Genomic DNA, 1,662 nt, shown 5'->3' with positions numbered 1-1,662 from the left:
CCGAAATATAACGGGTGTAGTCGCCCTGCAGCGCCAGAAAGCCCTCGCTGTAGAGGGTGAAATCCCAGCGCGAATCATACAACGAGGCCAGCCGCAGTTGGGTGGATGAGGCCAGAGAGTAAGCGTTCAACAGGTTATTACCCTTGGCCCCGTACCGGCGGTTGAATGCCGCCTGAAACACCGAGTCGGGTGTTTCAGGATCGTAAAGGAGGCGCCCCCAAAGCTGGTAGAACAACCACTGGCGCTCGAAGGCCCAGTTCCAGTCGACCGGCTCGTCCACTGCGGTGAAGTAATCGAGCGCCGGGATGTAGGTTTCCGAGCCGACAAAGTATCCGCCCACATAGTCCGCCGCGCCATTCAGAGCGATATGCTGACGAATGAAATCGGGCACACCCCAGCGCAGGGCAAAGAAGTCTTCGTTGCGTGCCTGCCAGGTGACCTTGTAGTTTTTGGGCGTCGGTTTGAAATAAGTGTCGCCCAGCTTGCCGCCGTGGACCTTCACCAACTCTGGTGTGGAATGGGCATGGGACCAATTGAACTTCATTTCCACCCAGATCGGACCGTCAAAGCGATCCTCCAGCTTCTCCATCGCATCGCGGGTCACCACTTCCACACTCTTGCTGACGCCCGGCTCCGAACCGGTTCCCGAGGAAAAAGGGACGCGGTGAATGAGTTTCACGGGGCGATCAGCGTCCAGCATCCCCGCGATCAACACATCATCCATCCACTTCTGCCGCTCAAGGGGCGTCATGCCAGCCATGCCTTCGCCGTGGGAAATACCAAACCCATCCAGGTTGGGATACTCCTCGAGCACCTGGGTAACGCTTTCGCGCAGATAACGCCGCACGATCTCCGAGGTATCGCCTTCCACATAGTAGTGCGGATAAAAGTTCTGCTCCGCGACGGAGTGGGCCTCGGCAAATTCCCGGCTGACAAAAATGCTCCAGTGGACCAGATAGGTGTCCAACCCGCGCTCTTTCGCCATCCGGAAGATCTCGCGGTAAAGACGCTGCCACTGGGCGAATTCTTTATCCGACCATGGGCTCGCTTCGGGGAAGTTTTTCGGCTGGATCATGAACGTAAAAGGATGCAGATTCCACAGGCTGATGGCGTTGAAACGGTTCGCCACCATCATATCCAGAAACGACTCCCAATAATCGAGATCCCGTGCAGTCTCGTAATGCTGGTCCAGCGCCGAACTGGGCCGGTAGGTTTCCCAGGGCAGATTGTATTTGATCCCGCGAAACGCCAGATTCGGGCTCTGTTCGGTGGATTCCACCGCTGTCAGCGGCGTGCCATTGCGCAGCGTTTCGGCCAGGGCCAGCGCGCCATAGATCAGCCCCCGGTGGTCGCCTCCATAGACGCTCGTGACCCTGTCCTCGGGCACAATAGCAAAGGCTTCAGAACCCAGCCTCTCTTCATGCACCGACAGACTGATCAGATGATCGTAACCGCTCCGATCCGAGCCGAGCTCATAGCCCTGCTCTTCCAGGGCCTCACCCAGCTTGCGGGCGGCATAGGCCTCCTGCGGCACCGTCTCGTCGTAGACGAGCGTCACCTCCTGAGCACAGGCTGCAGTAGCGTTCAAAAGAAAGAGGAGCACAAACGAAGGGAACAAGCGTTTTATTGTCATAAGTTTCAACCCTGCAGAACATGGCTCTA

General features: G+C 57.5%; 1 protein-coding gene. It reads right to left on the bottom strand.

Translation table 11 applies throughout. The annotated features are described in order from the left end of the window. The coding region (locus tag B3187_RS13035; protein ID WP_286806917.1) for a glycoside hydrolase family 20 zincin-like fold domain-containing protein at nucleotides 1–1,633 on the bottom strand (1,633 nt) is incomplete at its 3' end. Nucleotides 1,634–1,662 lie beyond the last annotated feature (29 nt).

Origin of the sequence: Marinimicrobium sp. UBA4209 (assembly GCF_002381585.1) — a bacterium.
Lineage (GTDB): Bacteria > Pseudomonadota > Gammaproteobacteria > Pseudomonadales > Cellvibrionaceae > Marinimicrobium > Marinimicrobium koreense.
This window is presented reverse-complemented; position numbering and strand designations above follow the sequence as displayed.